29 protein-coding genes and 1 pseudogene are annotated in these 25,563 nt (G+C 63.6%); 4 read left to right on the top strand and 26 right to left on the bottom strand.

What is annotated here, in order from left to right; all coding sequences use genetic code 11:
* Positions 1–17: 17 nt before the first annotated feature.
* The 11 genes from AC0L14_RS23150 to AC0L14_RS23100 form a co-directional block, all read right to left on the bottom strand.
* Positions 18–1,199, bottom strand: coding sequence for an aldose 1-epimerase family protein (locus AC0L14_RS23150; RefSeq protein ID WP_473488141.1), 1,182 nt, complete (start codon positions 1,197–1,199; stop codon positions 18–20).
* Between the two features lie 16 nt (positions 1,200–1,215).
* Entirely contained in the window at positions 1,216–1,998 is a 783-nt protein-coding gene (locus AC0L14_RS23145; protein WP_473488227.1) for an ATP-binding cassette domain-containing protein, read from the bottom strand.
* A complete protein-coding gene (locus tag AC0L14_RS23140; protein ID WP_244603137.1) occupies positions 1,995–2,975 on the bottom strand; it encodes an ABC transporter permease in 981 nt (326 codons plus the stop codon). Before AC0L14_RS23140 ends, AC0L14_RS23145 begins: the two co-directional genes overlap by 4 nt.
* An 85-nt stretch (positions 2,976–3,060) precedes the next feature.
* A complete protein-coding gene (locus tag AC0L14_RS23135) occupies positions 3,061–3,996 on the bottom strand; it encodes a sugar ABC transporter substrate-binding protein (RefSeq protein WP_473488143.1) in 936 nt (311 codons plus the stop codon).
* Between the two features lie 63 nt (positions 3,997–4,059).
* Positions 4,060–4,974 carry a sugar phosphate isomerase/epimerase family protein gene (locus AC0L14_RS23130; RefSeq protein WP_473529667.1) on the bottom strand — a complete coding sequence of 305 codons (915 nt, stop codon included), beginning with the start codon at positions 4,972–4,974 and terminating at the stop codon, positions 4,060–4,062.
* Between the two features lie 26 nt (positions 4,975–5,000).
* Positions 5,001–6,113, bottom strand: a complete 1,113-nt coding sequence (locus tag AC0L14_RS23125; protein ID WP_473529668.1) for a Gfo/Idh/MocA family protein — start codon at positions 6,111–6,113, stop codon at positions 5,001–5,003.
* Positions 6,114–6,148: 35 nt separating this feature from the next.
* A complete protein-coding gene (locus tag AC0L14_RS23120; protein WP_473750867.1) occupies positions 6,149–7,228 on the bottom strand; it encodes an ABC transporter ATP-binding protein in 1,080 nt (359 codons plus the stop codon).
* A gap of 4 nt (positions 7,229–7,232) precedes the next feature.
* Complete coding sequence (locus AC0L14_RS23115; protein WP_473529670.1) at positions 7,233–8,318, bottom strand: ABC transporter ATP-binding protein; 1,086 nt, start codon at positions 8,316–8,318, stop codon at positions 7,233–7,235.
* On the bottom strand, positions 8,315–9,274 hold the full coding sequence (locus AC0L14_RS23110) for a carbohydrate ABC transporter permease (protein WP_473488147.1): 960 nt from the start codon (positions 9,272–9,274) through the stop codon (positions 8,315–8,317). Before AC0L14_RS23110 ends, AC0L14_RS23115 begins: the two co-directional genes overlap by 4 nt.
* Entirely contained in the window at positions 9,271–10,131 is an 861-nt protein-coding gene (locus tag AC0L14_RS23105) for a carbohydrate ABC transporter permease (protein ID WP_473529672.1), read from the bottom strand. The genes AC0L14_RS23110 and AC0L14_RS23105 overlap by 4 nt, the downstream gene beginning before the upstream one ends.
* Before the next feature lie 78 nt (positions 10,132–10,209).
* Positions 10,210–11,823: an extracellular solute-binding protein gene (locus AC0L14_RS23100; RefSeq protein ID WP_473529673.1), complete on the bottom strand. Its 1,614-nt coding sequence runs from the start codon at positions 11,821–11,823 to the stop codon at positions 10,210–10,212.
* A 371-nt stretch (positions 11,824–12,194) separates the two neighbouring features.
* On the opposite strand from AC0L14_RS23100, the gene AC0L14_RS23095 reads away from it, so the two are divergent.
* Positions 12,195–13,226, top strand: coding sequence for a LacI family DNA-binding transcriptional regulator (locus AC0L14_RS23095; RefSeq protein WP_473529674.1), 1,032 nt, complete (start codon positions 12,195–12,197; stop codon positions 13,224–13,226).
* A gap of 135 nt (positions 13,227–13,361) precedes the next feature.
* The gene (locus tag AC0L14_RS23090) at positions 13,362–13,517 is read left to right on the top strand and encodes an SIP domain-containing protein (RefSeq protein ID WP_473750866.1); all 156 of its coding nucleotides are present in this window, start codon (positions 13,362–13,364) and stop codon (positions 13,515–13,517) included.
* On the opposite strand, the gene AC0L14_RS23085 is transcribed toward AC0L14_RS23090, so the two are convergent.
* From AC0L14_RS23085 to AC0L14_RS23045, 9 genes are all read right to left on the bottom strand, one after another.
* Positions 13,514–13,951 carry an aconitase X swivel domain-containing protein gene (locus AC0L14_RS23085; protein WP_473636574.1) on the bottom strand — a complete coding sequence of 146 codons (438 nt, stop codon included), beginning with the start codon at positions 13,949–13,951 and terminating at the stop codon, positions 13,514–13,516. The two genes, AC0L14_RS23090 and AC0L14_RS23085, sit on opposite strands and share 4 nt — an antisense overlap.
* Positions 13,948–15,195 carry an aconitase X gene (locus AC0L14_RS23080; RefSeq protein WP_473750865.1) on the bottom strand — a complete coding sequence of 416 codons (1,248 nt, stop codon included), beginning with the start codon at positions 15,193–15,195 and terminating at the stop codon, positions 13,948–13,950. The genes AC0L14_RS23085 and AC0L14_RS23080 overlap by 4 nt, the downstream gene beginning before the upstream one ends.
* Positions 15,196–15,259: 64 nt before the next feature.
* Complete coding sequence (locus AC0L14_RS23075; protein WP_473750864.1) at positions 15,260–16,327, bottom strand: ABC transporter ATP-binding protein; 1,068 nt, start codon at positions 16,325–16,327, stop codon at positions 15,260–15,262.
* Complete coding sequence (locus AC0L14_RS23070; RefSeq protein ID WP_473750863.1) at positions 16,327–17,115, bottom strand: ABC transporter permease; 789 nt, start codon at positions 17,113–17,115, stop codon at positions 16,327–16,329. Before AC0L14_RS23070 ends, AC0L14_RS23075 begins: the two co-directional genes overlap by 1 nt.
* Entirely contained in the window at positions 17,115–17,984 is an 870-nt protein-coding gene (locus tag AC0L14_RS23065; RefSeq protein ID WP_473750862.1) for an ABC transporter permease, read from the bottom strand. The genes AC0L14_RS23070 and AC0L14_RS23065 overlap by 1 nt, the downstream gene beginning before the upstream one ends.
* 24 nt (positions 17,985–18,008) lie before the next feature.
* Positions 18,009–19,070 (bottom strand): ABC transporter substrate-binding protein, encoded by a 1,062-nt coding sequence (locus tag AC0L14_RS23060; RefSeq protein ID WP_473488156.1) that lies wholly within the window; start codon positions 19,068–19,070, stop codon positions 18,009–18,011.
* Between the two features lie 55 nt (positions 19,071–19,125).
* Positions 19,126–20,094, bottom strand: coding sequence for a PfkB family carbohydrate kinase (locus AC0L14_RS23055; protein WP_473750861.1), 969 nt, complete (start codon positions 20,092–20,094; stop codon positions 19,126–19,128).
* Entirely contained in the window at positions 20,091–21,140 is a 1,050-nt protein-coding gene (locus tag AC0L14_RS23050; RefSeq protein WP_473529679.1) for an ADP-ribosylglycohydrolase family protein, read from the bottom strand. The genes AC0L14_RS23055 and AC0L14_RS23050 overlap by 4 nt, the downstream gene beginning before the upstream one ends.
* Before the next feature lie 2 nt (positions 21,141–21,142).
* Positions 21,143–21,868 (bottom strand): GntR family transcriptional regulator, encoded by a 726-nt coding sequence (locus AC0L14_RS23045; protein ID WP_095493143.1) that lies wholly within the window; start codon positions 21,866–21,868, stop codon positions 21,143–21,145.
* A 241-nt stretch (positions 21,869–22,109) separates the two neighbouring features.
* On the opposite strand from AC0L14_RS23045, the gene AC0L14_RS23040 reads away from it, so the two are divergent.
* Positions 22,110–22,442: a hypothetical protein gene (locus tag AC0L14_RS23040; RefSeq protein ID WP_473529680.1), complete on the top strand. Its 333-nt coding sequence runs from the start codon at positions 22,110–22,112 to the stop codon at positions 22,440–22,442.
* Positions 22,443–22,516: 74 nt separating this feature from the next.
* Here the strand turns inward: AC0L14_RS23040 and AC0L14_RS23035 are convergent, their stop codons facing one another.
* The 4 genes from AC0L14_RS23035 to AC0L14_RS23020 all read right to left on the bottom strand — a co-directional run bounded on the left by AC0L14_RS23035 (position 22,517) and on the right by AC0L14_RS23020 (position 24,185).
* On the bottom strand, positions 22,517–22,768 hold the full coding sequence (locus AC0L14_RS23035; RefSeq protein ID WP_473529681.1) for a DUF2934 domain-containing protein: 252 nt from the start codon (positions 22,766–22,768) through the stop codon (positions 22,517–22,519).
* 121 nt (positions 22,769–22,889) lie between these two features.
* The gene (locus AC0L14_RS23030) at positions 22,890–23,090 is read right to left on the bottom strand and encodes a hypothetical protein (RefSeq protein WP_473529682.1); all 201 of its coding nucleotides are present in this window, start codon (positions 23,088–23,090) and stop codon (positions 22,890–22,892) included.
* A 99-nt stretch (positions 23,091–23,189) separates the two neighbouring features.
* The gene (locus AC0L14_RS23025) at positions 23,190–23,495 is read right to left on the bottom strand and encodes a DUF1236 domain-containing protein (protein ID WP_473529683.1); all 306 of its coding nucleotides are present in this window, start codon (positions 23,493–23,495) and stop codon (positions 23,190–23,192) included.
* A gap of 357 nt (positions 23,496–23,852) precedes the next feature.
* Positions 23,853–24,185, bottom strand: coding sequence for a hypothetical protein (locus AC0L14_RS23020; RefSeq protein WP_473488162.1), 333 nt, complete (start codon positions 24,183–24,185; stop codon positions 23,853–23,855).
* A 228-nt stretch (positions 24,186–24,413) separates the two neighbouring features.
* On the opposite strand from AC0L14_RS23020, the gene AC0L14_RS23015 reads away from it, so the two are divergent.
* Entirely contained in the window at positions 24,414–24,560 is a 147-nt protein-coding gene (locus AC0L14_RS23015; RefSeq protein ID WP_473529684.1) for a hypothetical protein, read from the top strand.
* 281 nt (positions 24,561–24,841) lie between these two features.
* Here AC0L14_RS23015 and AC0L14_RS23010 read toward each other — a convergent pair whose 3' ends face one another.
* On the bottom strand, positions 24,842–25,129 hold the full coding sequence (locus AC0L14_RS23010; RefSeq protein ID WP_473529685.1) for a GIY-YIG nuclease family protein: 288 nt from the start codon (positions 25,127–25,129) through the stop codon (positions 24,842–24,844).
* A 247-nt stretch (positions 25,130–25,376) separates the two neighbouring features.
* A pseudogene (locus AC0L14_RS23005) lies at positions 25,377–25,563 on the bottom strand (hypothetical protein); the annotation flags it as partial.

Below are 25,563 nucleotides of genomic sequence, written 5' to 3'. Positions count from 1 at the left end.
CGTCGTCCTCGCCATCATCACGATCTGCCTCCGAGCACCGGAAAATTGCCTGACGGCCGCGGATAATCCTGCTGCGGCTGCCTGGCGATGTCAGCGATCCGGCTTTCAGCGGCGGCGATGTCGCCGGCGCCGTCGAGAACCCGGAACACCGCATTGTAGGAGCGGCTTTCGCCATGCTCCAGCCAGATCATCTCGCCGCGCTCGCGCGCCGACAGATTGCCGAGCACGTGATGCGTCGACGGCTCTATGCCCAGCGCATACTGTCCCGCCTGGAAATTCTGCCATTCATAGGCGCAAGGCAGTTGGTCTTTGCGCGTGACGACTTCCAGGCCAAGGCCAAGACGGTCGTTGACCACGGCCACCGGCACCTCACCCTTGGCGTCGGCGCCGAGTTCGTGCTGCCAGACCTGTTCCATGAAACCCAGTTGCGGCGCCGGCACTGTGCGATAGCCGACCTTTTGCGCCTCGTAGCGCTCGCCGGCATGGCCCGCCCAGACAACGTCGCGAATCGGCGCCAGATAGCGCGAGCCTTCGTCGAGCACCGGATGGCTGACGTTGATGTGATAAAAGTACATATGCGGCGTGCGGTTGAAGCCGTGATTGACGACACGGTCCGACAGCCGGATCTCGTTGCCGCCGACATCGGCCTCGATCCGCCGCAGCAGATGCAGATCCTCGCCGAACACCGTCGATTGCTGGACGATCGCCTCGGCCCACAGCACACAGCGGTCGCTGTCCCACGCTTCGCCGTAGCCGACCAACCGCGCCGGGATGGTGCTGACGCGGCCATGCAGCGAATGGCGCACCGTCTTTTTCGGCGGATAGTTGTAGCTGTCGGCCGGAACCTCGTCCATGAACAGGATATGGTCGAGGCCGCAGGTCAGCAGCAGGCCCGAAAACGACCGTGCCCAGGCCAGCCCCTCCTCGCCTTCATACTCGTGCAGGCCGGGATGGCGAAAGCCGCTCGGCGAATGCCAGCCGATCGCCTGGCCCTTGAAGTCGCAATCGGCGACATCAAGCGCCCGGTCGACCAGCGCGGTGAAACGCAGGCCGGAGCCGGTGCGGAATTCGAGCATCCGTATGCCGCGCTCCACCCCGTCGCCAAGCGTCATCAGCCGCACGCCGGCGAATTGCGACAGCATGCCGGACCGCTCCGAGACCTGCCGGCGCGAAAGCGTCTTGCCGTAAAGCTCTACCATGTGACGGCCAGTTCCTTCACTTTGCTCTCGTCTCCTTGAGCAGGGCCGACATGTCGGCGCCGGTGATGATGCTCTCCACCGTCAGCAGGTCGGTATCGGCGACCGTCTGCTCGGCGACGATCTCGCCGCGGCGCATGACGATGATGCGGTCGGCGACCTGAAAGACGTGATGGATGTTGTGGGTGATCAAAAGCACGGAATGACCGGCGGCGCGCACCTCCTTGACGAAGCGCAGCACGCCGTGTGTTTCCTCGACGCCGAGATTGTTGGTCGGCTCGTCGAGGATGATGACCTTGGCGGCGAACTGCATGGCGCGCGAAATGGCAATCGACTGGCGTTCACCACCCGACAGCGTGCTGACCAGCGCATCGGCATCGAGCTTTTTCGAGATGCCGACGCGCTTCAAAAGTGCCGCGGCGGCATCGCGCAGCTTGGCGAGGTCGAGCGGCGCGAACACGCCCAGCCATTTCAAGTTGACCGGCTCGCGACCGAGAAAGAGATTGCGCGCGATGCTGAGGTCCGGCGCCAGCGACGTATCCTGGTGAATGGTCTCGATGCCGAGATCCATGGCGTCGCGCGTCGAGCGGATCGAGACTTTTTGGCCGCGCACATAGATGTCGCCGCGGTCGACGGGAAACACGCCGGAGATCGCCTTGATCAGCGTGGATTTGCCGGCGCCATTGTCGCCGAGCAAGGCCACCACTTCGCCCTCATTAAGTGTGAAGGAGGCGCTCTTCAGGGCGCGGACGCTGCCGAAGGACTTTTGCAGGTTCTGAAGCCGAAGCACTTCCATGGTCAGCTCCTGGCGGCGTTCTTCTGCAGCAACGCGTGCAGGATGAGCATGGCGAGGATGATGACGCCGACGAAGATGTTGTAGGCGAGCCCGGGCACGCCGATCAGCACGATGCCGTTGCGGATGCTGCGCAGCATCAGCGCACCGACGATCGTGCCCAGGATGGTGCCGCGCCCGCCGGTCAGCGCCGTGCCGCCAACCACCACCATTGCGATCACTTCGAGCTCGTAGCCGGTGCCGGCCACCGGCGAGGCGGCAGAGATGCGGAAGGCGCTGATCATGCCGGCCAGACCAGCCAGCACCGAGGTCAGGATGAACAGCCAGATCTTGACCGCATCGGCCGGCACGCCGCGCGCCACCGCGGCGTTGCGGTTGGAGCCGATGGCGCTGATCCAGTTGCCGAGCTTGGCGTAGTGCAGCACGTAGATCGCCAGCAGCGACAGGGCGATGAACCACCACAAGGACGTATAGAAACGGAACGTTCCGATATTGAAGCTGCCGGCCAGCAGCGTCACGAAAAAGCCTGGCTGGTCCCAGGATTTTAGCGGAAAGCCTTGCGTGATGTAGAGCGCAGCACCCCGCACGACGAGCAGCATCGACAGCGTCACCAGGAAGGAGGAGATGCCAATCTTGGTGACGATCAGCCCGTTGATGGCGCCGATCGCCACGCACAGCAGCAGCCCGGCAAGCAGCGCCACACCGATATCAACCTGGCCGCTCTGCACCAGCAGCATGACGATGACCGGCGCCAGCCCGAAAACGGCGCCGACCGAAAGGTCGAACTCGCCTGCTGTCAAAAGCAGCGTCATGCCGAGCGCGATGATGCCGAGCTCGGGCAGGAAGGCCATCATGTTGGAGATGTTGAGCGGCGACAGGAAGTTGGCGTCGGCGATGGCGAACACCGCCAGCAGCACCATAAGGATGACGAGCGAGGAGAATTGCGGTGAGCGAATCAGGCTCGACCTGCGTTTCACGTCAGGCATTTCCTCTTCTGCGGCAATTGTCATGACGGATCGGACCATACTTCAAGGCGGCGCCCGCCGCCTGCGCGGCGGGCGTCAGTTTCCATCACTTGTCGTAGAGTTTCAGGATCGGCTCGACGCTTGTCGCGTCGTAGAGGCTGAAGGTGTGAATGTCGTAGCCGATCGGTTCACCCGAGGCGGCAAGCCCGAGCAGCGCCACCGGCATGAAGCCTTGCGCCGACGGGAACTGCCAGGCAGCCGCGTTGACGAAGCCGGCCTTGACGGCTTCGGCGGTTTCCCGGGAATTCCCCCAGCCGACGACCGGGATCTTGCCGGCCGGCACGCCGGCGCCGTCGAACACCCGCTTGATGCTGGCCGCGACGGAATCGCCGAGCGCGATGATCGCCGGCGGATTGTTGGCGACCATATAGTCGGTCATCTTGGCGATGATGCCGGCCGGATCGGTGCCGCAATCGACCACATCATATTTGATGCCGAGCGGATCGAAGACGCTGGCGATGCCTTCGGTCTCGAGCTGCTGGTAGCTGGCTCCAGGCACTTCCACCGGCAGGAACACCTTGTCGCCCTGCTTCACCATCTTGTGGTCGACCAGGTACTTGGCCCAGATGGCACCGGCCTCCTTGAGATCGGCGCCGACATAGGCCTGCCTCCCGGTTGCCGGATCGTCGGTGTTGAAGAACACGATCGGGATGCCGGCAGCCTTGGCTGCCTTCACCTCTTCCGTCCACAGCCCGGGCTGCGCCGAAGTGGTGGCGATACCGTCCGGCTTGGCGGCGAGTGCTGAGCTGAAAGCTTCCTTCTGCGCCGCCATGTCGCCGCCGCTGAAGGAGATCTTGCAGGTCACCTTGAGCTGGTCGCAGGCCTTGGTGGCACCGGCATTCCAGTCGAGCCAGAATGCATCCGACGGGCCGCCATGCGACAGCAGATAGAACGTCTTCTCCTGCGCCAATGCCTGCGAGCTGAATGCGAGACCGGCGAGCACCGTCGCGGCCGCCGCCAGTTTCAATCCGAATTTCAACATTTCTCTTCCTCCATTATATTTCCTCCCGGCGGAAAGCGCCGCCGCGGCGACGCAGGACTCCTGTCAGAGCCCGTTGGCGCGGAACTTGCCGTCGAGGAATTTCTTGGCCCGCGGCACGTCATCTTCCGAGAGATGCTCGATGATGACCGGGATGTTCGGGTGCTTTTCGGCAAGCCGCTTGAGATAGAGATCGTAGTTCAGCGAACCGAGGCCGGGCGCCGGCAGCTCGATCTCGCCTACACCGCGGAAAGTGTGGCTCTCCAGCGCGTCCTCGTCGCCGATGTCGGCGTGCTTCTCCGACTTATCACCGCCCGAGCGCTTGACGTCCTTGGCGTGGGCTATTTTGATTTTGTCGGTCAGCGTGTCGAACACCTGGTTGAGGATCTGGTCCATCCTGTCGATGTTGTGCGTCTCGAAATAGTTGGTCGGGTCCATCAAAAGGCCGAGGCCCGGATGGTCGACCTGCGCGAACATCTTCACCGTCTCCTCGACCGAGCCGACGACGTTGTTGACATAGGTTTCGAGCAGGAAGACCGCGCCGTGGTCGTAGGCCGTCTGGGCAAGGTCGGCGATGACCTTGCGGCATTGCTCGAAACCTTCCTCGGTCTTGTTCTTCGGATGGTGCACCCAGTCGGACTCGGTGTTGTAGGTGCCGGTTTCCGAGATCACGTAAGGCGTGCCGAAATGGCGCGCATTGCGGATGATCTCCTTCAGATAGCCGACGCGCCTCTCGCGCTCGCCCATGTCGGGATGGATGATGTTGGTGTAACCCGACACACAGCAGATCGGCAGATTGTGGTCGCGGAAGGTGTCGCGAACCGTCGTGGCCTTGTCCTTGGTGATCTGCCCGGCCGACAGGTCAACATCCTTAAAATGCAGATCGAGCTGCACCGTGTTGAAATCGAGCGCGCGGATCTTTTGCGCGGTTTCCTTGAGGCCGTACGGGAAATAGCCCGTGAAGATACCTGCCTGCATCATGATGTGAAGTCCTCCCTGTAAGCGATTCAGTTGATTGAGTTTGTCGAGATTTCGGAAAGCTTGACCGTGCGACCCTCATCGATCGAGCGATAGCCCGCTTCGATCAGCGCCATGGTCTTGACGTTGTCGGCGACGGAAAGTGCGGGCGGCTCACCCGTCTTCACTGCGTGCTGGAGCTGCTCCATCACGCCGATGAAGGCATGCGGGAACCACATTGTCTCCCAGCTGGGTGTCACCCATTCGCCGCCGGTGGTCGCGGTCGAGGCATAGGTCAGCGTCGAGGCAGAACCCGTCGGCCAGCCGATCGTGCCCTTGGCGACGCCCTTGGTGCCGTCGACGCGCCAGTTGATGTGCTGGTCGTCCTTGTAACCCTCCTGGCGCGGGCCGGACCAGACATCCTCCAGCGACACTGCGAGCACCCCGGACGGAAACCGCAGCGTCGAAACGGTGATGCCGTCGGAATGGTCGAACTTCGTGCGCGGATCCTTACGCGTCAGCGTCGTAATCTCGTCGGGATCACCGAACAGGAAGCGCAGCACGTCGAGATGGTGGACGCTCATATTGGCAAGCGTCAGCCGGTCATAGTCCTCGAGGAATGTCTGCCAGTGCGGGATCGCATGCATGTCGATCTGCGCGAAGACGATGTCACCGAGCGCGCCGCTATCCATGATCTGCTTCAGCACGCGCATCGACTGGTCGTAGCGCATGTTCTGGTTGACCGAGAGGATCTTGCCAGCCCTGGCCGCCTCGTCGCGCAACTCGATCGCATCCTTGAGCGACAGCGCCAGCGGCTTCTGCGCCAGGATCGCCTTGATGTGCGTCTGCTTCAGCGCATGGCGGATCAGCGCCGGCTGCTGGTCGGGCGGAAACGCAAGGTCGATGATCTCGACATTTTCGTCCTCGATAAGCTGTTCCGGCGTATCGTGGACGGTCGGGATCTCCCAGCGCTTGGCGACCTTCTCAGCACTGGCCTTGGTCCGCGAGGCGATCGCCACCACGGGAAACCCAGCTTCGTGATAGGCGGCAAGATGGCACTCGGCCATGATCATGCCGGCGCCGACGCAGCCGATCCTGAATTCCCTGGTGCGGACTTTAACGTCCGGCTCGAAGCCGTTTCCCGCTATTTCTTCGCTTGCCATATGTTCCTCCCGAAGCTCGTTCCTTGCAGCCGCCGTCATCTTGCCAGCGCTCCCCCGCTTTGCCCGAAATAATGCACCCTGCCCGGCTCGCAGGATATCGCCACCATGGCATCCGGCCTGATGTCCGGCTGGCCGCGCAGCAGCGCCCTCAGGCGCGCCTGCCCGGCAGCGAGTGTCACGACGGTATAGCCGCCGAGCGGCTCGACCTCGAACACTCGCGCCGGGCGGCCCGCGCGCCCATCCGATGTTCCATCCCGATCCAGCCAGGGCCGGACCTTGATGTCTTCAGGCCTGAGCCCGATCTCGACGGCATCGGCCGGCGCGGCCTTATCTGCGATGCGGATCGTGCCTTCGGCTGCCTCGACGCCGCCCTCGCCGCGTAGCAACTTCAAGATGTTCATCATCGGCGAACCGAGCAGCCGCGCCACATAGGTGCTGGCCGGCCGGTCATAGATCTCGGCCGGCGCGCCGATCTGCCTGATCTTGCCATTCTCCAGGATGGCAATACGGTCGGCGACCGACATCGCCTCTTCCTGGTCGTGCGTGACATAGATCAGCGTCTTGCCGAGCTCACGCTGGATACGTTTCAGCTCGACGCGCGTCTCCTCGCGCAGCCTGGCGTCGAGCGCCGAGATTGGATCGTCCATTAGATAGGCATTGGGGTCGCGCACCAGCGCCCGAGCGATCGCCACGCGCTGCCGCTCGCCGCCCGAAAGCTGCGCCGGCGGCTTATGCAGGATGTGGCCGATATGCAGCTTGGCCGCGACGTCTGCGACACGCTTTTCGATTTCGGCCTCGGCGACCCGGCGTTCGACCAGGGGAAAGCGGACATTGTCGCGCGCGCTCATATGCGGAAACAGCGCCAGGTTCTGGAACACCATGGCGACATTGCGTTCGGCCGGCGACACCGTGTTGACCGGTCTGCCGCCGATCAGGATTTCGCCGGCGTCCGGCGTCTCCAGCCCGAGCACCAGACGCAGCACCGTCGACTTGCCCGACAGCGGCGGGCCGAAGAAGCAGAAGAACTCATTGTCGTTGACAGTGAACGAGGCGTCGTCGACGGCGAGCGTGTCGCCATAGCGTTTCGTCATATTGCGGAAGACGATATCGGCCATGGTCTCAGCCCGCCTTCATGGCAAGGCCGGTGGCGGCGTCGAACACACGCACGGACGCCTGGGCCGGCGCGACAACCGCTGTCTGCCCGATCGCCAGCCCGACGTCATTGTCGAACATCGCCTTCACCGTGCTCTCGCCCTGGCCGAAATGGACGATGGTGCGCGCGCCGATGCGCTCGATGAACGTTACCGGCATCGACAGGCCGCGGTCTGAGAGAATCACCTGCTCAGGCCGAAAGCCGTAGAGCACATCTTCGCGCGCGGCCCTCACCGCCGGGGCGAGATTGTCCGGCAGCGGCGGCGTGACACCGAGCGGCCCGAGATCGATGACCAGGCCACGGTCGCTTTCCGCCGGCCTGCCCTTGAGCAGGTTCATGCCCGGCGCACCGATGAAGCGGGCGACAAAGACATTGGCCGGATCGTTGTAGACCTCGAGCGGCGTGCCGACCTGCTGCAGCACGCCATGGTCCATCACCGCGATGCGATCAGCCATGGTCATCGCTTCGAGCTGGTCGTGGGTGACATAGACCATGGTCTGCCGGAACTGACGCTGCAGCTGTTTCAGTTCGGTCCGCATCACCGCCCGGAAGGCGGCGTCGACATTGGACAGCGGCTCGTCGAGCAGGAAAATCGCCGGCTCCGTGATCGCCGAACGGCCGATCGCCACGCGCTGCAATATGTTGACCGACAGCCTGTCGGCCTTGCGGTCGAGCAGCGGAGTCAGCTGCAGCATCTCGGCAATCGCGCCGACGCGGCGGTCGATCTCGGCCTTTGGCGCGCCACGCATTTTTGGGCCGTAGGCAAGGTTCTGTCGCACGCTCATATGGGTGAAGATCGCATAGTTCTGGAAGACGAAGCCGACGCCGCGCCGTCCCATCGGCACGCCGGCCATGTCGCGCTCGCCGAACAGTATCTTGCCGCTGGTCGGCTCTTCCATACCGGCGATCATGTTCATCGTCGTCGACTTGCCGCAGCCCGACGGCCCGAGCAGCGCCATGAACTCGCCGTCGGCGATGGCGAGATCCATCGTCTTCAAGGCGGTGGAGTCGCCAAACTTCTTGACCAGGTTCTGCAGATGGATCGCGCTCATGCCGGCACCTCGCGTACCCGGGCCATGCGCTTCATCGCAAACACCGCGGCGATGGACAGCACGATCAGGATGGCCAGCGCGATCGCCGCGACATAGCCCCAGATCAGGTCCTGGGTGGTGAGCTTGTAGATGTAGACGGAGATGGTCTCGGTGGCGACGCCGGGACCGCCGCCCGTCATGATGTAGAGCGTGTCGAAGATCTTGAAGTTCTCGATGACCCTGATTGCCAGTGCGATGATGATGATCGTCTTCATCTTCGGCAGCACGATGGTTACGAAGCGCTGCCAGGGATTGGCGCCAAGCAGCGTCGCCGCTTTGATCTGGTCCTCGGGCACGCCGACCAGGCCGGCAAGCAGGATGAGGAACATCAGCGGCGTCCATTGCCAGATGTCGGCGAGCATGACGGCGATGAGCGCCAACGTCGGGTCCGACAGCCAGGCGATGGTGACGGGAAAGCCTGATAGCGCCGACAGGATGTCGTTGACCGGTCCGCCTGACTGGAACAGCATGAAGAACATGTAGCCGGCCACCGCCGGCACCACCATCATCGGCATCAGCAGGATCGAATAGAAGATCCGCTTGCCCGGGAACTCGTCGGCAAACAGCGTGGCGAGTGCCAAGCCGAGCAGGAATTCCGCTGGCACGCAGACGATCATGACGATGGCCGTTCTCTTGAGCGCGCTCCAGAAGCGCGCGTCGGCGGCAAGGTCGGTGTAGTTGGCGAAGTTGTTCCACAGCGACCAGGCGCTCCACCAGCCGAGGCCGGACAGCGGCGACCAGTCGGTCAGGCTGATATAGAGCTGCATCAACAGCGGAAACACCGCGATGAACAGCACCAGGATCTGCGCCGGCAGTGTCAGCCGGAAACCGAGCTTTACCCCTTCGTCCCGAAGGGTCGGCTTTGCCTGGACGGTTTTCATCACGTCCTCCGGAATCGTGGCAGTGACCGCGCTCATTGCTTGAGCGCCCCGAAGGTCAGCCCGCGCACCAGATGGCGCTGGATCGCGATGCCCATGATGACAGGCGGCACCGCCGCGATCAGGCCGAGTGCCGCCTTGGCACCGTAGAGCTGGCCGGTCATCGAAGACGACAGCGAGGCCATGTAGACCGGCACCGTCACCCATTCGCGTGTCGTCAAAAGCAGCGCGATCAGATAGTCCGACCAGTTGAGGATGAAGACGAACAGCGCGGCACTGGCCAGCGGCGCGCGCATCATCGGCAGCGTGATGCGGGTGAAGACGCGCAATCGCGAGCAGCCCTCGACCAGCGCCGCTTCCTCGATCTCGCGCGGCATGTCGTCGAAGAACGTCTTCATCAGCCAGAACGCAAAGGGCAGCGTGACGATGCCGTAGATCAGCGACAGCCCCCACCAGCTGTCGGTAAAGTTGAGAAAGGCCCACATGATCATCACCGGGGTCATCACCGCCATCGGCGGAAACAGGCGGAGCTGGATCAGCGCCAGCGGCAGGTTCTGGCCCGAGCCGAAGCGCGACAGCCCGTAGGCCGCCGCGGTGCCCGCCGACATGGCGATCGCCGTTCCGAACACCGCCGACAGCAGCGATGACAGGATCGGTTTCAGGGCGGTACGGTCGAGCGCGGCGATCAGGTTGTTGGTCGATTCACCGAAGACGAAGCGGAAATTGCTGAGCGTCGGGTTCTTCGGCCACCAGGTCAGGTCGGCGCCGGTCGCCGACCATTCGGCGATCGGCTTGAAGGCCATCGAGACCATCCACAGGATCGGCACCAGCGTCACCGCCATAGCAGCAAGGATCGCTGCATAGCGGAATATTTCGAAAGGAACGGAACGCTTCATTTTGCAGCTTTGCTGGTACCATCGTTTGCGGAGGGGAAGAGCAAACTCCTCCCCTACATTCGTATGCTGGGAGGAGGATCAGCTGATCGGATCGAGAACGGTGGGCCAGGCCTCCTTGTTGGTCTTGATGGCTTCGAGAAGCTTCTCCTCGCCGGTGCGGCGGGCGATCTTCTTCCATTCGGCCTCGGTGTCGACCATCGCCTGCTCGGCGGTCTTGGCCTTGGTCAGCGCGGCAACGAGGTTCTCGTCCAGCGCATTGTGGAAGGCGGTGGCGCCGGGATAGTTGATGGTCGGCACGGTGCGGGCGACCGTCTCGCGCACCACATCCATGTGATAGGCGTGATAGGTCTGGCGGACCAGCGGGTCGGAGAAATCCGACAGCCGGAACGGATCGAAATAGCCGCCCGGATTGGCGGTCATCCAAGCATAGATGCGGCTCGATCCGAGCCACTGCAGGAACAGGTAGCAGGCCTCCGGATTCTTGGCCTGCGAGGAGACCGAAGCCGATAAATTGAGCCACAGCACCGAACGGCTGATCAGCTTGCCGTCGATCTCGCGGCCCGGCGGCAGCATCGAGCCGATCTTGCCGGTGACCTGCGAATCCTTGTTGCCGGCATTGTCGAGGAATTTCGGCAGGTTGGAGAAAGCGCAGGTCATGGCGGCGCCGCCCTTAGCGAAATTGCCATACTGCTCCGGCCAGCCCCACGAGATCGCATCCGGCGAATGATGGGCCAGCGATGCGATGTACTCGTTGGTAGCAGCTATGCCTTGCTCCGAATTGATCAGCGGCTTGCCGGTGTCGTCGAACAGGAACTCATTGGGCGAAGCCATTGAGACATAACGCTGATACCAGTTGGTGTAGCCCCAGCCCTGGTTGCGCAGATCGGTTGAGCCGAACAGGCCCTTGTCGGGGCGCTGGAAGAAGGCCGCGATCTCGTCATGCTGCTTCCAGGTCCTTGGCGGCGCCAGTTCGTAGCCATGCTTGTCGGAGAAGGCTTTCTTCTCGGCCGCGTCGCCGAACAGATCGGTGCGATAGACCCAGGTCTGGAAATCGCCATCCAGCGACACGCCATAGGTCGAGCCGCGATACTGGTTGAGCAGCGAGACGCCCTTGGCGCCGTTGACATAGCCGCGCTCGGGATCGTCCCATTCCGGCTTGTACTGGGCGACGAAGTCGTCGAGCTTCAGGATGCCGCCGGTTTCGGCTAGGTCGCCGAGACGGTTCCATTCGACCGCGTAGATGTCATAGGCTCCACCCTTGGTGGAGATGTCCTGCATCGTCTTGGTGAATTCCTGGCCGTTCGGCACGCCGACGATCTCGAGCGGAATGCCGGTTTCCTTCTCCCACAGATCCTTGATCGAGGGCGCGCCGGTGGGAAACGGCTGCGTCAACTGCCCGATCGAGCCGTCGGACAGGCCGAGCACGATCTTGGCCGGCGCCTTGCCGGCACCCTTCATCGCCTTGGCCGCCTCGATGGCGCGGCCTTCCGGCGTGTCGGGACCATACTGATAGCGCTCCGAGCCGTCGAAGCCCGTCGGGCCGCCGATCATGCCCGGCGCCAGCGCGTCGGCCGCATAGGCGCGGCTGGGACGGATGAATTTCGGTGCGATACCTGCGGCGGCAACAAGCACGGCCGCCTTTCCACCGGACGCCAGCAAACGGCGCCGCGACATGCGGATCATATCAGACATTGGAAGTCCTCCCTCGAGGGCCTTGTTCCTCCACGGCCCTCATGATGGATATTGACGGCACTATAGGAAGGCTGTCAACATCATAAATAATCAAAACACGTCATAACATCGCAAATGAGGCAGAGGATGCAGTCCAGCGAGGTCAGCCCACGGCACCTAGTGCTTGAATTTGAGGGAACCGAGCGCCGCGCCGATCCTTTTCGGCCCGGCTCGACGATTTGGTGTAGCGCGCCGGCTTGCGCATCGGCTAAGGCCGGATACATCATTTCCCATCAGAATCGCGGATGACAATGAAATCGTCGTCCGCCATCCGATCCGCTAATCCGCGATTTTGATGCGCCTGTAGCGCACCAGCAATGAGGTGATCGACTGTGCGGTCCACCCTGACAGACATAGCCCGGGAAGCCGGCGTTTCAGCCGCGACGGTCGACCGTGTGCTCAACAACCGCGCCGGGGTCAGGGCGCGCACCCGCGAGGTCGTGCTGGAAACGGCGCAGCGGCTAGGCTACATCGCTGAAAATTCGAACGGCCCGATCCCGCGCAATGCACCGCGCGGCGATGTCATACGGCTCGACTTCGCCCTGCCCGCCGGCACCAATTCCTTCATCAAGATGCTGCACCGGCACATCGAGGCGCAGGCGCAGTCAAGACCGGACCTCGATGTGCGCGTTGCCACGATCGAAGGCTTCAATCCCGACCGGCTTGCCCGCCTGCTGCAGGAATTGCGCGGCCAGACGCAAGGCGTCGGCGTCATCGCGCTCGACCATCCGACGGTCCGCGAGGCGATCCGCTCGCTATCGGCCAGCGGCGTCAAGGTCGTCACCATCGCATCCGATATCCTGCACGTGCCGAGGGTCGCCTATATCGGCATCGACAACCGCGCCGCCGGCCGGCTCGCCGGCTACCTGCTCAACCGCTTCATGGCCGCCGATCGTCCGGGCAAGGTCGCGCTGTTCGCCGGCTCGCTCTCCTATCGCGGCCATGAGGAGCGCGAGATGGGCTTCCGCCACATTCTGACGGAAGAATCGCCCAATCTCGAGATCGTCGAAATGCGCGAAATGCTCGACGATCGGGAAAAGGCCTATGCGGAGGCCTCGGCCCTGCTGGACCGGCACCCGGACCTGGCCGCGATCTACAATGTCGGTGCCGGCAACACCGGCATCGCCCGGGCGCTCAAGGAGCGCGGCCGCGCGCTGTCGACGGTCTTCCTCGGCCATGAGGTGACGGAGGGCACCAAGGATCTTCTGCTCGACGGCACGCTCGACGCCGTCATCGACCAGAACCCGCGCGTCGAGGCCCGCGAAGCGCTCAACACCTTGAGCCATGCGATCAGGGACTTGCCCTACGAGTTGCACCAGCCGAGGCTGCAGGTAATCTTCAGGGAAAGCATCCCGGAGATCTGAACGGAAGCTCCCGGGATTAAGAGAGGCCGCGCCAGCAAGCGCGGGCTGTGGCGCTGCGGCGATCAGGCTAATCTTGAGCTCGATGCCGTGCGGGCTATTGTCTTCGGGGACGATTAGGACCGGGATCGCCTCCGCATGCCGAACGATTCGTCCTTCGGCTGGTTCGCGGCGGAAGCGGCTGCCGCGAGGATCGTTCGCGAGCACTGGCGCGACACGCTCGGGCTTGGCCGCGACGAGACGCTCGCTGCGGCCTATTGGCGGCGGGCCGCGGCGGGACCGATGGCCGGCTAGATCTTGCTCACCATCGCTTGCGCATTCTCGCCCAGGCCGATCGCGATCCGGTCGCCGGAGGCAATGCCTGATATGTCGCAGACGACCAGCGGCATGCTGATGTCGTAGAGGAACTCGGCGACGATGGCGCCGACGGCAAGGATCGGGTCCGGCCGCTCCAGCAGGATGCCGGCCGGCGCGGTGCCCCTGCGGATGGCCTCGGCGAGAACCGAAGACGAGGACGACGATCCGCGCCCGGATGCCATCACCAGGATCTTGCCGGCGACATTTTGGCCAAGACCAGGATGCGAGTGGTCGATGATTTCGCCTGTTTCGACGTCGATCCCGCCCCAGAAGCTGAGCACGTGCGAAAGCACCATCGCCGTGCCTTGCGCTTCGCCGGCAAGCTGGAACGTGCCAACTCTCTTCAAGACCGACTTTTCCAGCCCTTTCATGGCGCGCTCCGCACGACATGCCCGGCCGCTGCCGAGCGGACGCAATCTTCCATATCGCCGAACACCACTGACACGCCGATATTGCCGGGCGCGTAATGTGCCCATTTGCCGGAATTGGTCATCACCACGCCGTCGAGACGCTCGAGGATGGTGGTGACATAGGTGCAGGTATCGGTCACCGGAATGAGGCTGAACTTTTGCGCATCGTCCAGCTCGCCCTCATCCTGCAATCTCTTCAACGTGGCGCGTCCGGTGCTGACATAGATCGGAACGCCCCTGCCCGGCGCGATTTCGCGCAGCATCTGCAGCAGGCGCATCCACTCGTCATGGGAAAAATGCGGCGTGCCGAGCGACACGGCTGCAAGCGGCGCGCCGTCGGGGAGGCTCGACAGCCTGGCCAGCGCATGGTCGATGTCGGCGCGAGAGATCCGGATCGTCGTCTCCGGCGCCATGCCGCGAATTGCCTCGTCGAGCGTCTTTGCTTCCGGCGTGATGCCCACCGCATGAAACAGCGCCACGGCGCCCGCCGTTGCCGCCGCCGCCCCCAGCGCCTTCAGCTGGTCCTCGTCGCGCGGCTGCGGCAGGCCCGATATCACAGGAATGCGGTTGCCACTCGCCTGCCCGATGATCAGCCCCACGCCAACGAACAGGGCGTCGGTAGGCTCGAAACAACCGGTCAGCTCGTACAGGATCTGGCCGCGTCGATTATCGCTCAAATGCAGGCCCCAGGCCGGCGCGCGCCCGGTCATCGCGCAGCACAAATCGATGAAATCGCCATAGCGGTTGGTCCGCGCGCCGATCACCGAATTGGCGAAGACGATCGCGTTGGACTCGCCCCAGGCGATCTGCTCGCCGAAAGCCGGGCGGAACCGGGTCTGATAGGGCGCGCAGGTGAAGGTCGCCTGGCAGCCGAGTTCCAGATGCGCCTTCATCAGTCGCCGCGCCGGCACTTCTTCGGCGGCCGGCATCTTCACCAGCCCCGGATGGATGAGGTCGAACGAGCCGACATTGAGTGTTGTCGGTACCCGAACGCGGCCGCCGCCCTCGACCAGCCTTTCGACGAAATCGAGGCTGGCCTGGCCGTGATAGAGGCAGCCATCGATATGGGCCCCGGCAATGTCCAACAACTTGCGCGCGCCGACTGCGTTGGAAAAGGCGACCAGTATCTTCATCGCGGCGGCCACGGCCGGGCCCTGCTCGCCATCGAGCATGGACTGGTCGCCCGCACTGAGTTCAAGCGTCATCGGCATGCTCCGGTGCCCCATTTTGCTCGGCAGAGGGGGGTGGGACGGATCGCCAACTTTCGATTCAGTTCCCAGCGATCAGCACCGTACTCTCCGGCGACCAGTGCAGCACCACCTCTTGTCCTTCCGCCAACCTTTCGATGCCAGTGTTTTGCACGATGACCTTGATGGTCTGCCCGTCGCGATCGACGAAATACGTGCTGCTGTTCCCGGCAAAGATACGCTTGGAGACCCGCCCCTTGAGCATGTTAGCATGGGCCTGGTCCGCGCTTCCGCAATCGGTGGCGATGCGGATGCGTTCGGGCCGCACCGCGCAGCTGGCCTTGGCGCCGGCGGCAAGCGCCGCGCCTGCCCCGGCGGCGATCGCCGTGCCGTCGGGCAAGCGGATGCCGGTGCCGGTGGTCTCGCCGCGAAAGATGTTGGCGTCGCCGAGGAAGGTGGCGGCGAACTCGCTCTTCGGGCTGTCGTAGATCTCCTCCGGCGGTCCTTCCTGCACCAGCCGACCGTCGCGCAGGATGCCGATGCGGTCGCTCATCGTCAGCGCTTCCTCCTGGTCGTGGGTGACGAAGATGGTGGTGATGCCGATCTCGCGCTGGATGCGTTTCAGCTCGATCTGCATGTCGACGCGCAGCGCTTTGTCGAGCGCGCCCAGCGGCTCGTCGAGCAAAAGCACGCGCGGCTTGGTGACGATCGCGCGGGCGAGCGCCACCCGTTGGCGCTGGCCGCCCGACAGTTGGTGCGGCCGGCGGCCGCCGAGCTTGCCGAGCTGCACCAGGTCGAGCGCGCGCTGCACCTCGCTGGCTATCGTTGCCTTGGCCTCGCCACGCACCGACAGGCCGAAGGCGACATTGTCGGCCACGCCCATATTGGGAAACAGCGCATAATTCTGGAACACCATGCCGATGCGCCGCTTCTCGACCGGCACCCGCTCGACGCTCTCGCCGCCGATGGCGATTCGGCCGGAGTCGGGAAAATCGAAACCGGCAATCTGCCGCAGCAGCGTGGTCTTGCCGCTGCCCGACGGCCCAAGCAGTGCATAGAAACCACCGTCGGCGAAATCGATGGACACGTCGTCCAGTGCCTTATGCGCGCCGAAGCTGCGCGACAAATTCGATACCTGCACGCCGGCCATTATTTCTCTCCGCCGAATTTGAAGAACCGTGCCGTAAGCAACATCAGCGCCATTGAGACGACGATGATGATCGTCGAGACGGCATTGATCTCGGGCGTAAAACCCTTGCGGATCGCGGAGTAGATTTCGACCGGCAACGTTGTCTGGCCCGGCGTCGACAGGAAGTAGGACACCACGAACTGGTCGAACGACACGGCAAAGGCGAACAGCCCGCCGGCGATGACGCCCGGCATGATCCAGGGCAGCGTCACGCGCGAAGTCACCTGCCACTGGTTGGCGCCGAGCGAACGCGCCGCCTCTTCCAGTTCCGGCGCAAATGTCTGCAGCCGGGCCGAGACGACGACGATGACATAGGGCAGCGCCAGCGCCACATGGCCGAGCAGGATTGCGAACAGCCCACGCCCGATGCCGACGCCGAAGAAGAAGATCAGCATCGCCGTGCCGGTGATCAGCCACGGAATGGCGATCGGTGGAAACAGCAGCGCTTGCAGGACTTTCTTGCCGCGGAATTCATAGCGGTAGAGCGCCAGCGAAGCCGCCGAGCCGAGCACCGTGGAGATGATGGTGGTGATGATGGCGATCTCTATGCTGTTCCAGGTGGCGGAGATCAGTTGATCGTTCTGCCACAACGAAGCGTACCACTCCGTCGTCCATTCGAGCGGCAATTGGTAGAAGGGCGAGACGTTGAACGACATCAGCGCCATGATGATAACAGGGAGGTAGAGGAAGGCGAGCAGCAGCCAGATGTAAAGGCGCCCACACCATTCCAGGATGCGGGTCGTCGCCATCACGCAGGCCTCCTGAGCACCGGCGACGCCAACGCCAGGATGACCAGCACGACGGCCAGCAGGATAAAGGACAAGGCAGCACCCAGCGGCCAGTTGAAGACGGCGACGAACTGATCCTCGATGACCGTGCCGTAGAAGGTGCCGATGCGGCCGCCGAGAATGCGCGGTTCCATGAAGGAGCCGACGACGGGAACAAAGATCAGCGCCGCTCCGGCGACCAGCCCAGGCATGGACAGCGGGATGATCACCCGTTTCAGCATTTGCAGTCTTGAGGCGCCGAGCGAACGTCCTGCCTCGATCAGAGAATCGTCGATCGCCTGCAGCGTGAGATAACAGGTCAGCACCATATAGGGCACGTAGGAGTGCACCAGCCCGATGATGACGGCCGGATAGGAATACATCAGGTCGATGTTGATCTTGAACGGCAGCACGGCGTTGAGCGCGGTGTCGAGAATGCCGCCTTCGCGCAGCACCATCGCCCAGGAGAAGATGCGCACCAGCCCGTTCGACCAGAACGGCAGGATGACGAGCAAAAAGATCGCCTCGCGGCTGCGCCCCTTCAGCACCTTGGCCAGCACATAGGCTGCGGGATAGCCGATGACGACACACCATAGCGTCACCTCGAGCCCGAGCCTGAGCGACGCCAGCAGCAGCCTCCAGTAAAGCCCTTGCGAGAAAAAGGTCGTGTAGTTGTCGAGCGTGAACGCCCACACCTTCCCCGCCAGGGGCAATTCGGTCATGAAGGAGAAGAAGACCATGGCCGACAGCGGCAAAAAGATCGCCACCGTCAGCCAGAGATAGGCAGGCAGGAGCAACGGCAACGCCGATCGCAATCCGCTCCTCGAACCGGTCGCGACCTGTCCAGCCATATGCTCCTCCCGAAAAGCCGGCCGTTACTTAACGTTGACCTTGATCTCCTGCCACAGCGCCAGATAGGCCTCGCGCTGCGCATCGGTGATCGGCGCCTGGAACTGGATGCGTTTGGCGACATCAGGGTCGCCCATCACCTTGCGGTTGAACGCATCTTCGGGAAGGGCGGCAACCGCCTTGGTGTTGGCCGAGACCGGCGCGCCGACCTTGGTGACCCATTCAACGTAGAAGCCGGGATCAATCATGTAGTTGATGAAGGCCTCGGCGCCGGCGACGTTCTTGGCACCGACCGGAATGGAAAAAGCGTCGAGCCAGGCGACGGCGCCTTCCCTTGGGATGACCAGCGCGACCGGCAGCTTGAAATGCGTCTTGGCCCGGTCGGCCGAACCGCTCCAATAGGTGCCGATGTCGATCTGGTTGGAGGCGACCATCTGGTTCCAGTCGTTTTCCGAGCTCCAGAATGTCTTGATCTGCGGCATCAGCGAGGTCAGCTTCGCCTTGACCGCTTCCATATCCTTGATGTCGTTTATGTTCTGGCCGGTGGCGATGGCGCCGAACTGGACCGCTTCGACGGCATCGTCGCGAATGACTACGCGGCCCTTATGCGCCTCGTTCCACATCTCGGTGATGCTGGTCGGCGGCGTCTCGAAGGATTTCTCGTTGATGGCGAGCGCGGTCAAGCCCCACACCCATGGCACGCCATAGACCTTGCCATCGCGGGCGAGCATCGGCGAGCCTGCCTTGTCCGGGCTGATGTCGGCATAGTTGGGAATCTTCGAGACGTCGATCGGCTGGATCAGCTTTTCCGCCATCGCCTGGTCGTTGAAGGCCGCGTTGATCATGACGACGTCGTAGAGGCCGGGATTGGTCCTCAGCTTGGTCAGCATTTCCTGTTCGGAATTGAAGAAGTCGTTGACGACCTTGTTGCCGGTCGCCTTCTCGAAGGCGGCAATGGCCCAGGGCTCGTCGGCGCCGTAGCCCTTCCAGTTGAGCACATGCACCTCGTCGGCCCTGGCGGCCAGCGTGAGTGCCGAAGCGAAGACGGCGGTTGCTGTCACAAATGCAGTCAATTTTGGCATGCGCATGTTCGTTCCTCTCATTGTTTGCCCGGTTGGCGGGCTTGTGGCGTCATTTATTCTGTCATAAATGGGCCTTTTGCTTCCGGCCGTGCACGGATCGATCGTCATGGCTGAGGAATGTCTGGATCTCCTCGTCGGTCGGCGCCGACGACCCGCCATGGCGGGTGACCGAGAGCGCCGCCGCCGCATTGGCGTAACTTGCCGCTTCGAAGGGCGGCACGCCGCGCGACAGCGCGCTGACGAAGGCGCCGATATGCGTGTCGCCGGCGCCGTTGGTATCGACGGCGGCAACCTTGAAACCGGGCACGGCCTGCGCGGTGCCGTCAGCCAGCCGCACGAAGCAGCCTTTCGCCCCGGCGCGGATGATGACCCCCTCGGCGGTCGGGCAGTGATTGGAAAGAAGCCGGGCAGCAATGGCCTCGACAGCGCCGGGGCCGGCAATCTCGGCCGCTTCCGTTGTGTTGCAGCTCAGCCAGTTCGTGCGCGCCAGCACCCGGTCGAGAATGGCGCGCGGAATCTCCGATATGACAGGCGTCGGATCGAAGACGAAGGGAATTTCCGCCGGCAGCGCCTCGATCCAGTCGGCCAGCGCGTCGCGGCTCCCGACATAGCTCAGCGTATAGCCGGAGACGAACACCCAATCCCCCGGCGCAACCCGGACGGGCGCCATCATGCCGAGGCTGAGCACACTCTCGGCACCAGGCCATGACACGAAGGTGCGCTCGGCGTCGCCGCTGATCATGGCGACGCAATTGCCGCTGTCCATCACGGGTGATGGCGGGGTCAGCGTTGCGATGCCCTCGGCGGCCAAGGCGGCGCGCAGGAAGTCGCCATTCGGTCCGCTGCCGAGCTGGCCGCCGAAGACGACCTTCATGCCGGTGCGGCTGGCCGCGACCATCATGTTGAGGCCGCCGCCGGCGACCTGGGCAAAGCTCGATGCGGTCTTTTCGGTGCCGGGCGCCGGCAAGGCGTCGATGCGGTAGACATAGTCGACCACCGCGCTGCCGATATGGACGAGACGCCCGCTCATGCCGCCGCATCCTTGCCTGAACCGCGTTTCGCCATCCGCACCGCGACCAGATCGGCGGCGAGCGCGCGCACCTGCGCCATGTCGAGCCCTTGGAGCCGGGCGATGTGTTCCTGCGGCAATCGGGAAAAGCCGGTGCAGGCGCCTGCCATGCCGGCGGCAATGGCGCCGATCGTGTCGGTGTCGCCGCCGAGATTGGCGCTGATGACGGCCGCCTGCCAGGGATCGCCACCGGCTATTTCCAGCACCGCGAAGGCCGCCGGAATCGATTCCTGGCTGGCGACGCCGGTGCCGACCAGGTCGATGATCAGCCGGATGCCGTCAGTGACAGCCTTGCCGCGGACGAGGCTCCTCGCCCAGTCGATCCGCGCGGCGATATCGCCGCCGGTGACCCAGTGTCCGAGTGCCGCCCCTTGCCTTGCCGCCACAACCGCACGGTCCGAGGCTGCTCGCCAATCGCCGCCGGCAACACCGCAGCTGACGGCGGCAGCGACGGCTGCGGCCGAGGCAATGGCGATCGAGGTGTTGTGCGTGGCGCGGCAGGTTTCCGCCACCTTGGCGACCAACCCGTCGAGCGGCTCCAGCGGCATCATGATGCCGACCGGCGCGATGCGCATCGCCGCGCCATTGGTATCGCCGCTGCGTCCCGCTTCCGCGGCCGGCACGCCGCGATTGATGGCGTCGATGGCGCGTTTGGTCGAAGGTCCGAGCAGGTCGTAGCTGCCGCGCGCCTTGACCTCGCGCTCCCAGTCGAGCAGCGCGCTGACCCAGCGTGTGTGATCGAAGCTGTCGCCTGAACCAACCAGGACACGACCGAGCAGCAGCGCCTGTTCGGTGTCGTCGGTAACAGTGCCGGCGACCAGGCCCTTCGACACCGGATGGTCGGCGACAGGCGCGACGAAATCCTCGACATGGCCGTAGAGCTCGGCGATGCGGGCCGGCGACAAAAGCTGCGTCGGCATGCCGAGCGCATCGCCCAGCGCACCGCCGATAAGCGCACCCATCGCGCGGTCGATCGCCTCGCCCGTCTCCATTCTCAGCGTGTCCATGCTCAGAACTCCAGGTGCAGCGCGAAATGCGCCGGATTGAGCAGGCTGGTGACAAATTCGATGGCGCGGCCGTCGGCGGCGCGCGTCAGGCGCCGCGTGCGCAGGAACGGCGCGCCGGGCGCGCAGTCGAGTATGGCCGCGTCCTCGGCGCTCAGCATCTCGATGTCGGCCCACTCCTCGCCGTGATCGGGGACGAGCCCCGCCGCGCGCAGCGTCTGGTGCAGCGAGCCCTCGCGCAGGCCGCGCAGCGGCACGTCCTCCAACTCCGGCGACAGCGGCAAGCGGCTGCGCTCGATCGAGATGGCATGGCCGTCATCGGCGTTGGAGCGCACCCGGTCGACGGCGATGAAGAACGGGCTTTCGACGCCGAGCCTGGCGGCGAGCTCGGCATCCTGCATGACTTCGAGCCTGAGCGTGCGCGTGTCGGCATTGGCGCCGGCATTGGCCAGCGCCCGCGACCAGCCGACGGCGTCGTCGACCGGCATGCCGTCGAAGGTGACGAACGAGCCGATGCCGACCTTGGTGGTGATCAGCCCGCGGCTCGACAATTCCTCGAGACCCTTGCGGATGGTGTTGCGGCTGACCGAGAAGCGCTGGACGAGCTCGTTCTCGCTCTGCAGGCGGTCGCCGAAGCCGAGCACGCCGGAGCGTATCTCGTGTTCGAGGACGGTGGCGATCCGTTCGGGCTTGCCCGTTCCGGGAGACGACGGAGTCGTGCGACGCGCCATGGAATACCTGTTCAGTAAACCTGTATAGTCCTGTTCAATATCGTGACATGGCAGCCATGTCAACGGCTCGCTGCCAGCACGCTTTCGGGTCCCCGGCATTTGCCGGGCAAGTTTGCGCTGCTGATCACGACGGTTCGTCGCAGGCTGGAATTTTATGGGAACCTTCACCAGCCCCGAGCGGTTTTTTCTGTAGTCGCGATGCGGCGACAACCGAAAAAATGGAGACAAATGGAGGCAAACCATGCTTACGAAGATTCTCGCGGCGTCCGTACTCGCCGCTGGTCTGGCCACGTCTGCGATGGCCCAGACTGCCAGCGACCCCGACGCTGAAATGGGTACCGGCAGCGACAGAAGCGTCGTAATCGACCCGGCCCCGATCGATCCGAACCTGGCCGATGAGCCGGATGCTGTCGATCGCGGGATTACCGGTAGCATTATTGCGGGCCCCGACGGCACGAATTCCAATGCCGATCGGAACTGTCCTATAGGCCCGCAGGGCGCGCTGCCTGATGCCACGCACAAGGCTCCCGGCACGGTCTCACCGACCGTCAACGACAGGCACTGCGGCATGTAGCCGAGATCGATTTCGGGAACTCACGCTTTCGGCCGCGGGACAGAGCTTCGTCCCGCGGCCGAAGCGTTATTGTTCTAGCTCGCTGAACCTTTGCGCGGCCGAGCAGTCTTTGGCTTGGTGTCCTTTGGCTTGGTGTCCTTTGGCTTGGCCTTGGCGGCGGCCGGCTCCTTCGGTCGAGCCGCCTTAGCTTTCGGCCTGCTCTTCTCACCGTCGACCTCGGCAGTGGCCTGGTCCCAGTGCTGCTGATGCGCACCGTCGGGCCGGCCGGCTTGTTCCCAGATCGCGTGAGCCCGCCGGCGAATGCGTTCCTGCCTGTCGTCCGTCACTGTTGCCTCCATCGGTTCGGTTCAAGGCCTTGGGCAACAGCTGTCTTAGCCCAAGTTCTCATCGGCGTCATGAGTTCGGATCGACGTCATGAGTTCGGATCAAAGTCTTGGGGCTTCAGCCCTATTCGGACAGAACCGCGACACCGAGGAGTGCCGCCTTCTTGGTGATCAGCCCCGCCAGATCCGCGTCCGAGCGATCCGTTCCAGTTTGCTCACGCACGGCTGCAATCAACTCCTTCATCGACAACAGGGCAGTGCCCCGTTCAGCAAGCAGCTTGTCGACAGATGCGGCCACATTGCGTGACTCGACATGCGGCAACATGGAAATGGCTCCTTCCCGCGACAAGACGATCAGCAGCCGGCTGCCTGCCGGCGAGCCGCCGCTCCTCTCGCGTCTTCCCGAGAGAGCGGCGGGTGAAGGTCAGTCAATGACCTTCACGATCCTGCGCGTGCCGGGATCGACCAGCACGGTGCGATCGTCGACGACCACGTATCTGTATTGCACGTCGGGAACGTCGATCGGGTGAAGCTCAACCGTGTCGGGCACGGTGGAACCGATGTTGAGCTCCACTCCCAGAAGGCTGATCGACGCCAGCGGGTGCCTGTCCACATATTCGCGAATGACCGTCTGCTGCTCGGGCGTGACAATCACCTGGTCTGCGGTGGCCACGCCGACACCGGTGAGCAGAACCAGCCCGGCGGCGGCAGGAACAAGGTGGATCTTCATCGTCTTCTCCTGTTCTTGTTGGCGGACTTCGCCTTCCACGGGTGGCAACAGTAGATCACAATCGGGACGGCGGGCCCTCTTTGGAAACGCTCACGCAACCTTCTTGTTCCGTGAGCGGCGGCTAATCGGCGCCGCAGTGGCGCCGCCCGGATGCGTTGCTGCGACCGACCGCAGTGGCCCGCGTTCCTTTCACAGGCACGCGGGCCGATCGGTTTGCCCGATCAGCAGCGATACCGGAGGGGGTGATATCGACTGCTTCGAAAGGAACATTTAGCGAGAACTAATGTTCCGCCCCCCAGCAAAAAAGCCTGCCGGCGTCGGGCTCCCGTCAGGCGCCGAGGCGGCAAATGCGCCAACCTATTGTTTCGGCGGCTGCGCCGGCACCTCGCCGGGCTTGAGCACCGGTGTCCTGCCTTCGTCCGGCGGCGGTGCGGCCATGCCCTGATCGCCGGTCGGCGGCGGCAGCAGCACGCCGTTGCAGGGATCAAGCGTGTCGGTCAGGCTGTCGCCGGCACCGTTGTTGGCGGGCGGCTCCTGCTGCTGGCCGTTCTGCGGCTGGGCCTGGCAGGGGCCGGCAGGCGCCTGGTCTTGTGTCTGGTCATCCGTCTGGGCGGCAGCCGGCGCCGCCAACGCCAGTGCGCCGAGCACGCCGATGATCAACGCGCTCGGCAGGAATGCGAAAGGTTTCATGTCGAACTCCTTTCCCGCGAACCTCCTTGCCAAAGCAGGTGGGCGGCGATTGGTTCCCGCATGCGGCAAACGCGCGCCCGGCTCCATGTGCAGGTTCAATCGACCGGCACGACAGTTTTGGGCGGCAATGGGGCGACTTCCGTTGAACACGCAAAAAACCGCCCCGTTTCCGGGGCGGGCGCAGCATGTTGGTGAATCGTTAATCAGCGATTGCTACTGTATTGGACCATGACCAAAAATCTCGGAAACGCCGAAAGGAATGCCCCAAAGGAACCGGCAAGGCGTTCCGTCTTCAGCCAGCTGGCGCCGGCCCTGTTTCCCCTGGTGGTCGTCGCGCTTAGCTATCTGGTCGGCTGGCAATTCTTCGGCTTTTAGAGCATCGGCCGCCTCGGTGCCGCGCGAAAAGACGTCGCGCGAAGAGATCTTGGATCAGGCGCCGGCTGCTTCTAATTCCTCTGCACAGAGGATTTGGTCTTTGACTGAGCCTGAAAGGGACTGCGGACGGTCCAGCTGCACAATCTCCAACGTCTGCGATTAGCCGTAAGCCCCGCGCCTTCGTCTTCCTAGGGCGAAGCAAGGAGCGAAGCGACGCGGCGCAGACCCTAGGATCCATGCCGTTACCCAAGCCGAAGAATGCAGCGGACCAGAACCGAACGCTACCACCCCGTTCCGCGAAAGTGCTCGAACCACTCTGGATTGCTCTTCTCGATCAGGTCGATCTTCCACTGGCGTGGCCAACGCTTCAGCGACTTCTCGCGCTGGATGGCGTCTCGAATGTCGAAGTGCTCCTCGTACCAGACCAGACGCTGCACGCCGTAGCGGCTGGTGAAGCGCGAGCCTTCGCCAGATTTGTGCTCCGGCATGCGGCGGCCGAGATCGTTGGTGACAGCGATGTAGATCGTGCCACGCTTCTGGCTCGCGGTCATATAGGCATAGCCGGTCATGGTGGAAGGGTAGCTGGCACCGTTGCGGATGCAAGCACCGTTCTTGGCCGCTGCATTCTTCGGCTGATGTCACGGAATGGATCCCAGGGTCTGCGCCGCGTCGCTTCGCTCCTTGCTTCGCCCTGGGATGACGAAGGCGCGGGGGCTTACGGCTAATCGCAGACGTTGGAGACTGGCGGTTGCAGTCTGGTCGGGCAGCGACCGTCCACAGGGCTCAGCCAAAGAACCAAATCTCGGCACAGAGGAACTAGTCCGGGAAATCGAAAACCGGTTCCTCGCATCGATGGACCCGGCATTGACCGTCAAGCGTCATCACATAGGAGGCGACAGGCACTTCGGGCCAGTCGCACTCATTGCCGTATTGGCGGACATATCGATCATAGGTGTTGCGGCCGGTGGTCAGGACGATCGCGCGCCGGCTCTGGATCAGCTGC

The organism is Mesorhizobium sp. WSM4841 (assembly GCF_055811515.1).
Note: the sequence above shows the minus strand (reverse complement) of the source record. Positions and strands in the feature narration are given on the sequence as shown.